The following is a 7782-nucleotide window of genomic DNA, read 5'->3' as shown; positions in this document are numbered from 1 at the left end:
TCCAGCCGGGCGGTGCGCGCCACCTGCCGTGCGGCATCCTCGAGCCCATCCAGACGCCGCTGCACCTGCGCGAGCCGCTTGGCGGCCCGGCGGTGCTCCTCGTCCAGTTCAGCGGCGCGCTCCTGGAGCAGTCCCACCAGTCCGTCGCGGCGAAGACCGGGGTCCAGCAGGGTGCGCACCCGTGCCAGGTCGAGGCCCTCGGCTCGCAGCCGGGCGATCTGGCGGATGCGCTCCACCTGGGTCGGCACATAGCGCCGTCGGCCACTGGCCGGGTCGGTGCTGGCCGGCACCAGCAGGTCCACCTCCTCCCAGTGGCGCAGCATCCTGGGGCTGACTCCCGCGGCGCGAGCAGCTTCGCCGATCTCGAGGAGGTCCGGGTTCATGTTCATGTCTGTGGCGCCCATGCCCAGATCCGACACCTTCACACCGTGTCAGGAGCAAGCCCCGGTTCTCCGGCCCCGGAGCGGGTGCCTCCGTGACCCGGGTCAGCGGGCCTTGGCGAGCGTCGCCCGCGCCACGGCCAGCCCGGCGCCGTCGACCATCTCGTCATCGACGACGATCGCACCGACCGCTCCCCCGGCCTCGGCCGTGGCGTGCTGGTAGGCCTCGACGATGCGACGGGCCCGCTCCACGTCGGTGGCGGGCGGGGTGAAGATCTCCATGCCCGCCTCCACCTGCGAGGGGTGCAGCACCCACTTGCCGTCATAGCCGAGAGCGGCCGAGCTGGAGGCCGAGGTGCGGAAGCCCTCCAGATCACGGATTCCGACGAAGGGTCCGTCGATGGCTTGCAGGCCGTGGGCGCGGGCCGCCACCAGGATGGTCATCTGCACGTGGTGGAAGGCGTCGCCCACGTAACCGGGCGGCTGGGAGCCGACGTTGAGGGTCTGCATGCCCATGCTCGCCATCCAGTCTCCGGGGCCGTAGACCAGCGACTCGGTGCGGGGGCTGGCGGCGGCGATCTCCGCGACGTGCAGCAGGCCGCGGGCCTCCTCGATCTGCAGTTCCAGGCCGATGCGCCCCACCGGGAGGCCAGCGGCCTGCTCGGCCTGGGTGAGCACCAGGTCCAGCGCCTTCACCTGGTCGGCTCCGGTGACCTTCGGCAGCACGACGCAGTCCACGTGGGCCCCGGCGCCGCCGACGACCTCCATCACGTCCATCGTGGTCCACGGCGTCGACCAGTCGTTGACGCGGTAGGTGACCGTCGGCGCCCGCCACCCCTGCGGGTCGTTGAGGGCATCGACGATCGACTGCCGCGAGGCCTCCTTGACCGGGGGCGCCACGGCGTCCTCAAGATCAAGGAAGAGGGCGTCGACGTCCATGGTGCGGCTCTTGGCGATGAAGCGCTCGCTGGAGCCGGGCACGGCAAGGATGGTGCGGCGGGCACGGATGGGCCTGCTGGTCACGACATTGTCCACGCGCCCAGCCTAGCCACCGGGGACAACGCGGCCGCCGGCACCCGCATCCGACCCGCCCGGCCGTCGGCCCCCCGCAGTCTTTCCAGCCGTTAGATTTGGTCCGTGAGCGTCTCCTCCTCCGCAGTCTTCATCTCGCGCATCCGCGGCCTGCCGGTGCTCGACGCCCGCGGCGACCAGACCGGCCGGGTGCGCGACGTGGTCATCCAGCTGCGCACCCAGGGCCGTGCCCCGCGCGTCAAGGGCCTGGTGGTGGAACTCTTCGCCCGCCGCAGGATCTTCGTGCCGATGGTGCGCGTGCACGCCATCGACGCAAGCCAGGTGGTGATCGAGGGGCAGGTCGACACCCGCCGCTTCAGCAAGCGCGAGGCCGAGACGCTGGTCATCGACGAACTCTTCGATCGCGCCGTGCCCCGGCCTGAGGGACGACGCGCCGCCATCTACGACGTCTCGATGCGCCCCACCCGCGCCCGCGAGTGGGAGGTGGACGACGTGGCCCTGCGTGAGCTGCCCGCCGCCGGGCGCTTCGCCCTGGGCAAGCGGGGCGCCACCACGATCGTCGAGTGGCGCGAGATCCCCAACCTGGTGCTGAACTCGAAGCAGGTCAATGACCACCTGCTGGCCCAGATGGCCGACATGCGTCCTGCCGACGTCGCGCGTGAGCTGCACGACATGAGTGCCGACCGGCGTGCCGAGGTGATCGAGGCCCTGGACGACGACCAGCTGGCCGATGCCCTGGAGGAGTTGCCCGAGGACGAGCAGGTCGAGGTGCTCAGTGCCCTGGACCACGAGCGTGCCGCCGACATCCTCGAGGAGATGAACCCCGACGACGCCGCCGACCTGATCAAGGAACTGCCGGCCGAGATGGCCGAGGACCTGCTGCAGCGCATGGAGCCCGAAGAGGCCGCCGACGTGCGCGGCCTGATGATCTACGCCGACCTGACCGCCGGCGGCATGATGACCCCCGAGCCGGTCGTCCTGGGCCCCGACGCAACCGTCGCCGAGGCGCTGGCGCGGGTGCGCGACGAGGAGCTCACCCCCGCCCTGGCGTCGATGGTCTTCATCTGCCGTCCCCCGCTGGACACTCCCAGCGGCCGCTTCCTGGGCATGGTGCACACCCAGCGGCTGCTGCGCGAGGCCCCCTCGCTGATGGTCTCTGGCATGGTGGACGACAGCCTCGAGCCGCTGGGCCCGCACAGTGGCCTGGCCGAGGTGAGCCGCTACTTCGCCACCTACAACCTGGTGGTGGCGCCGGTGGTCAATGACGAGAACCAGCTGGTCGGCGCCGTCGCGGTGGACGACCTGGTGGACCACATGCTGCCCGAGGACTGGCGTGGCACGCAGATGGACGGGGAGGACGAGGTGAGCCGTGCCTGAGCAGCGCGAACGTCCCCATGGCTCCGGGCAGCGCGAGCGTGGCGCCGGCACCCAGCGCGAACGGCTCAACACCCCCGGTGAGCGCAGGCGCTCGCTGCTGCCCAAGGTGGAGCTCGACCCCGACTCCTTCGGCCGCTTCGCCGAGTGGGTGGCCCGCTTCATGGGCACCGCCAAGTTCCTGGTCTGGATGACGGTGGTGGTGATCACCTGGGTGGCCCTCAACGTGGTGAGCATCTGGCACCACAAGTGGGACCCCTATCCGTTCATCCTGCTCAACCTGTTCTTCTCCACCCAGGCCTCCTATTCGGCGCCGCTGATCCTGCTGGCGCAGAACCGCCAGGAGGCCCGCGACCGGGTGACGATGGAGGAGGACCGCCGCGTCGCCGCGCAGAGCCGTGCCGACATGGACTTCCTGGCCCGCGAGATCGCCTCGCTGCGGATGAATGTCGGTGAGATGGCCACCCGCGACTACATCCGTGGCGAGCTGCGCTCCAGCCTGCGCGAGTTGCTGGCCGAGCTGGAGTCCGAGGAGCCCGTCGAGGGCGATGACGACGGGCGCCGGTCGTGGCTGCGCGAGAACCGCACCCGCGAGAACCGCTCCCGTGAGGGCAAGGGGCGTGAGCGCCGGGACGGCCGCGAGTCCTGAGACGATTTGCAAAGGAGTCGGCCAAGGAAAAGACTCGAACCCATGACTGACGAGAACCCGCTGCTCGGCCAGGTGCGCGCGGCGCTGCACACCGTTGACGATCCCGAGATCCACCGCCCGATCACCGAACTGGGCATGGTCGACGAGGTGACATGCGACGAGGCAGGAAATGTGCGCATCCGCGTCCTGCTCACCATCCAGGGATGCCCCCTGCAGAACACCATCAATGCCGACGTGACCAGGGCGGTCGGCGCCGTCGAGGGCGTGAAGTCGGTCTCGGTGGAGCTCGGCGTGATGGACGACGAGCAGCGTGCAGCCCTCAAGACGATGCTGCGCGGCGGCCAGCCCGAGCGCCAGATCCCCTTCGCCCAGCCCGGCAACCTCACCCAGGTGATCGCCGTGGCCTCCGGCAAGGGCGGCGTCGGCAAGAGTTCCGTGACGGTGAACCTGGCCGCTGCCCTGGCGAGCCTGGGCAAGAGTGTCGGCATCCTCGACGCCGACATCTACGGCCACTCCGTGCCCGACATGCTGGGCCTGGGCGAGGCCCGCCCCACCCCGGTGGAGGACATGATCATGCCCGTGCCCAGCATGGGCATGAAGGTGATCAGCGTCGGCATGCTCAAGCCAGACCGCGAGGCCGTCATCGCCTGGCGCGGCCCGATCCTGGACCGTGCGCTGACCCAGCTGCTGGCCGATGTCTACTGGGGCGACCTGGACTTCCTCATCCTCGACCTGCCGCCCGGCACCGGTGACGTGGCGATGAGCCTGGGCCAGAAGATCCCCAATTCCGAGGTGGTCGTGGTCACCACCCCGCAGCAGGCTGCCAGCGAGGTGGCCGAGCGGGCCGGCACGATGGCCGCGATCATGCAGCAGAAGGTGATCGGCGTGGTGGAGAACATGAGCCACCTGGAGGTCACCAGCCCCAGCGACGGCCACACCTTCCGCGTCGACCTGTTCGGCACCGGCGGTGGCCAGAAGGCGGCCGACGCGCTCAGCGAGCGCCTGGGCTACGAGGTGCCGCTGCTGGCCCAGATCCCGATCGAGCAGCAGCTGCGCGAGGGTGGCGACTCCGGCGCCCCGATCGTCCTGAACGATCCCGAGGCCCCCTCGGCGAAGGCCCTGATGGCGCTGGCGCAGACGATCGCCGGCCGCAAGCGCGGCCTGTCGGGCATGCACCTGGGCGTCAGCCCCGCCTGATCGCGCTCCGGGACAGCCCGGACGGGGACCGAGCCTGTCGAGGAGCACTCGACAGGCTCGGTCCGGTCTAGGTGGCCTCGAGGTCGACCGGCGTGGGGACCTCGCCGGAGGCCACCTCCTCGTGGCGGCTGGCCTCGAACTCGTGGCGCAGGTCCTCGCCCATCATCTGGGCGTCCTTGATGTTGCCGTCCAGATCGCTGCGCACTTCGGACAGGTCGGAGCGGATCTCGTCGATGTCGCCCTGCAGGTCCTCCAGCAGGTGCTTCTGCACGAAGGTCTTGGGGTTGAGGTCGCGGATGTCCAGGTTGGCGTACTCGGGGCCGAGCTCGGCACGCAGCTGGTCCTGGGCGTTGTTGGCGATGCCCCGCAGGAAGAAGACCACCCGGGCGGCCTTGCGGCTCAGCTCCGGGATCTTCTCCGGCCCGAACATGATGACGGCGAGGATCACCACCATCAGAACTTCGGGGAGGCCGATGTTGTTCACGCGGCCAGCCTAGCGAGCCGCAAGTCGGTCACGAAAAAGCGACGGGCGCTGGCTGCCGCGCTCAGCGGCCACGTTCCCCCACCAGACTGCGCAGGCCCAGCACCAGCTGGTCATCGATGTCGCCGGTGACCGGGGCCTGGCGGGGCAGTTCCTGTTCTGCCTGCACCGCAAGGGCCTCGTCGCCGTGGGCCAGCACCAGGCAGTGGACCCACTGGCCCGACTGCCACAGGTGGTCGCAGCCCTGGCGTCCCGCCTCGGCCACCAGCACCCCGCGCTGCTGCACCAGGACCAGCGCCTCTCGACGGTCGGCGAAGGTGCTGCGGATCGTGGTGGGCTGGTCGTCCAGGTGCTCGCGCAGCACCAGGGGCAGGCCGGCCAGTTGCTCGGGGCAGTCGGCGCGCGGCGGGCACGGTGCGTGGTCCTCTGCGCCGGGCGAGCCGACCAGGGCTGTCTGGGCCGTGAAGACCGCGGGCATCTCCTCGATGTCCACCGATGTCCACCCCGCCGCCATCTCGTCCAGCACGGCCCGGTGGGCCGCGCTCTCGACGTGCGGCAGCCCCAGGCTCGCCACCCGCGAGGCGTCCGGATCGGAGATCCCGGTGAGCTCCGGCGCCGAGAGCATGGCGGCCCCCACCGCCCCCGCGACGCCCAGGCTGGCGGCCGCGGCCCCCATCAGCACCCGCTGGCGCACCTGGCGACGGCGGCTCGGCAGCTGGCCGTCGCCCTCGGGGCGCAACCACAGCTGGTCCGTGGCCTGCTCGCCGGCAATGGCCACCAGCCGGTCGGCCAGCCCGCTCGGGGCGGACGCGGGACCGGAACTGCGGGCCGCGATCCCCAGCAGGGCACGAGTCTGGGTCATCTCGGCGAGCTCGCTGCGACACTGCTCACAGCCCACGAGGTGACCGGCGACCGCTTCGCGCTCACCGGTCTCCAGCGCCTGGTCGGCATAGGCGGCCAGCTGTCGCCGGGCCCGGCGGCAGTCGAACTCGTCGTGGAACCTGATCCCCCTGACCATGGTCACCCCTGGCCAGCACCGAGCAGTTCGTCATGGGCACGGTCGACGCCCAGGTAGCGCTCCCGGTCGGCGGTGGGGCGACGGTGGGCCAGGGCGACGCGCAGTTGGGCGCGCCCTCGGCTGATCCGGCTGCGCACGGTGCCGAGCTTCACGTCGAGCACCTGCGCGATCTCCTCGTAGCTGAGTCCCTCGATGTCGCACAGCACGACGCAGACCCGGTACTCGGGGGCGAGGGCGGCCAGGGCGGCGGTGACATCGGCGTCCATGCTGGCGTCGTCGTAGATCTGGCCCGGGGAGGCCAGTTCACCCGCCACGCGCTCGCTGGCCTCGGCCATCGGCTGCATGCGGATCTTCTGGCGGCGACGGGCCTGGTCCAGGAAGAGGTTGGTGGTGATGCGGTGGATCCAGCCCTCCAGCGTCCCGGGGGTGAAGGAGCTGATGGAGCGGAAGACGCGCACGAAGACGTCCTGGGTGAGGTCCTCGGCATCATGCGGGTTGCCGGTCAGGCGCAGCGCCAGCCGATAGACCTGGTCGGAGTGGTCGCGGACCAGCTCTTCCCAGGTGGGCGGGGTCCACTGCACGGGGGCAGCAGCGGGCCGCTCCTCGAGGGGGGCCTGGCGCGTCTTGCGAAACATCGACATCCTCTCGTCACACGGGGCAACGATCGGCCAGCGCCGATCGTTCCCGTGGCGCGTCACAGGTCTGCGGCGTCCAGCAGGGCGGCGAAGGTCCGCACCTCGTCCTCGGTGGGCTGCGGCAGCGGGGCGCGCACGCCACCGACGTCGAAGCCCTGGTGGGCCAGGCCGGCCTTGACCAGCATCACGCCCTGGGTGGCGAAGACACCGCAGTAGACGCCCAGCAGCGACTGGTGCAGGGCCAGCGCACGCTCCACGTCGCCGGAGACGAAGGCCGCGACCATCTCGCGGGTACGGGTGCCGGTGAAGTGGGTGGAGGTGCCCACGACGCCCACGCCGCCCACTGCGAGCAGGGGAAGCGTCATCGCGTCATCGCCCGAGTAGTAGGCCAGCGTGGAGCCGGCGATCACCCTGGAACTGGAGGCCAGGTCGCCCTTGGCGTCCTTGACGGCGACGATCCGGGGGTGCTCGGCCATGGCCAGCAGGGTCTGCTCCTCGATGGGCACGCCCGCCCGGTGCGGGATGTCATAGGCCATCAGCGGCAGCTCGGTGGCATCCGCGACGGACAGGAAGTGCTGCAGGATGCCCCGCTGGGGAGGACGCAGGTAGTAGGGCGTGACGACCAGCAGGCCGTCGGCGCCGGCATCGGCGGCCTGGCGGGCCAGCTCGATGGTGTGACGGGTGTCGGAGCTGCCGACGCCGGCCAACACCTGGGCCCGGTCACCGACCTCTTCCACGACGGCAGCCACCAGGGCGGCCTTCTCCTGCTCGGTGGTGGTGGGCGACTCGCCCGTGGTGCCGTTGATGACCAGCGCGTCATTGGACTGTTCGTCGACCAGGCGGGCGGCCAGCTGGCGGGCCCGGGCGATGTCCACCGCGCCGTCGGCGTCCATCGGGGTGACCATTGCGGTCAGGACTCGTCCGAAGACGGGCATCAGGGGATCATCCATGGTTCAGCTCTCCTCGATCATCACCAGCGGGTCGCCGTCGTGGACGACGTCACCGGCCTGCACGAC

At 70.8% G+C, this 7782-nt stretch carries 9 protein-coding genes; 3 read left to right on the top strand and 6 right to left on the bottom strand.

Going from position 1 to position 7782, the window contains the following annotated elements:
• On the bottom strand, positions 1-404 hold a 404-nt coding region (locus ACHFFZ_RS12655), incomplete at its 3' end, for a MerR family transcriptional regulator (protein ID WP_394276962.1).
• Between the two features lie 81 nt (positions 405-485).
• Positions 486-1415, bottom strand: a complete 930-nt coding sequence (locus tag ACHFFZ_RS12650; RefSeq protein WP_394276961.1) for an HpcH/HpaI aldolase/citrate lyase family protein — start codon at positions 1413-1415, stop codon at positions 486-488.
• A 102-nt stretch (positions 1416-1517) separates the two neighbouring features.
• Between ACHFFZ_RS12650 and ACHFFZ_RS12645 the strand changes: the two genes are divergently transcribed.
• The 3 genes from ACHFFZ_RS12645 to ACHFFZ_RS12635 all read left to right on the top strand — a co-directional run bounded on the left by ACHFFZ_RS12645 (position 1518) and on the right by ACHFFZ_RS12635 (position 4632).
• The gene (locus ACHFFZ_RS12645; RefSeq protein ID WP_394276960.1) at positions 1518-2789 is read left to right on the top strand and encodes a magnesium transporter MgtE N-terminal domain-containing protein; all 1272 of its coding nucleotides are present in this window, start codon (positions 1518-1520) and stop codon (positions 2787-2789) included.
• 94 nt (positions 2790-2883) lie between these two features.
• Entirely contained in the window at positions 2884-3435 is a 552-nt protein-coding gene (locus tag ACHFFZ_RS12640) for a DUF1003 domain-containing protein (protein ID WP_394276964.1), read from the top strand.
• 42 nt (positions 3436-3477) lie between these two features.
• On the top strand, positions 3478-4632 hold the full coding sequence (locus ACHFFZ_RS12635; RefSeq protein WP_394276959.1) for an Mrp/NBP35 family ATP-binding protein: 1155 nt from the start codon (positions 3478-3480) through the stop codon (positions 4630-4632).
• Positions 4633-4699: 67 nt separating this feature from the next.
• Here ACHFFZ_RS12635 and ACHFFZ_RS12630 read toward each other — a convergent pair whose 3' ends face one another.
• The 4 genes from ACHFFZ_RS12630 to dapA all read right to left on the bottom strand — a co-directional run bounded on the left by ACHFFZ_RS12630 (position 4700) and on the right by dapA (position 7716).
• Positions 4700-5086: a sec-independent translocase gene (locus ACHFFZ_RS12630; protein ID WP_394276963.1), complete on the bottom strand. Its 387-nt coding sequence runs from the start codon at positions 5084-5086 to the stop codon at positions 4700-4702.
• Positions 5087-5177: 91 nt separating this feature from the next.
• Positions 5178-6131: an anti-sigma factor family protein gene (locus ACHFFZ_RS12625; protein ID WP_394276958.1), complete on the bottom strand. Its 954-nt coding sequence runs from the start codon at positions 6129-6131 to the stop codon at positions 5178-5180.
• A gap of 2 nt (positions 6132-6133) precedes the next feature.
• A complete protein-coding gene (gene sigE, locus ACHFFZ_RS12620) occupies positions 6134-6766 on the bottom strand; it encodes an RNA polymerase sigma factor SigE (RefSeq protein ID WP_394276957.1) in 633 nt (210 codons plus the stop codon).
• 59 nt (positions 6767-6825) lie between these two features.
• Positions 6826-7716: a 4-hydroxy-tetrahydrodipicolinate synthase gene (dapA, locus tag ACHFFZ_RS12615; RefSeq protein ID WP_394276956.1), complete on the bottom strand. Its 891-nt coding sequence runs from the start codon at positions 7714-7716 to the stop codon at positions 6826-6828.
• Between the last annotated feature and the right edge of the window lie 66 nt (positions 7717-7782).

The organism is Luteococcus sp. (assembly GCF_043424415.1).
Lineage (GTDB): Bacteria > Actinomycetota > Actinomycetes > Propionibacteriales > Propionibacteriaceae > Luteococcus.
Note: the sequence above shows the minus strand (reverse complement) of the source record. Positions and strands in the feature narration are given on the sequence as shown.

What these genes read in the sequence shown, in the direction of transcription:
- sigE (WP_394276957.1), bottom strand. Translation starts at nt 6,766, where the DNA reads ATGTTTCGCAAGACGCGCCAGGCCCCCCTCGAGGAGCGGCCCGCTGCT.
- ACHFFZ_RS12630 (WP_394276963.1), bottom strand. Translation starts at nt 5,086, where the DNA reads ATGGTGGTGATCCTCGCCGTCATCATGTTCGGGCCGGAGAAGATCCCG.
- ACHFFZ_RS12625 (WP_394276958.1), bottom strand. Translation starts at nt 6,131, where the DNA reads ATGGTCAGGGGGATCAGGTTCCACGACGAGTTCGACTGCCGCCGGGCC.
- dapA (WP_394276956.1), bottom strand. Translation starts at nt 7,716, where the DNA reads ATGGATGATCCCCTGATGCCCGTCTTCGGACGAGTCCTGACCGCAATG.
- ACHFFZ_RS12635 (WP_394276959.1), top strand. Translation starts at nt 3,478, where the DNA reads ATGACTGACGAGAACCCGCTGCTCGGCCAGGTGCGCGCGGCGCTGCAC.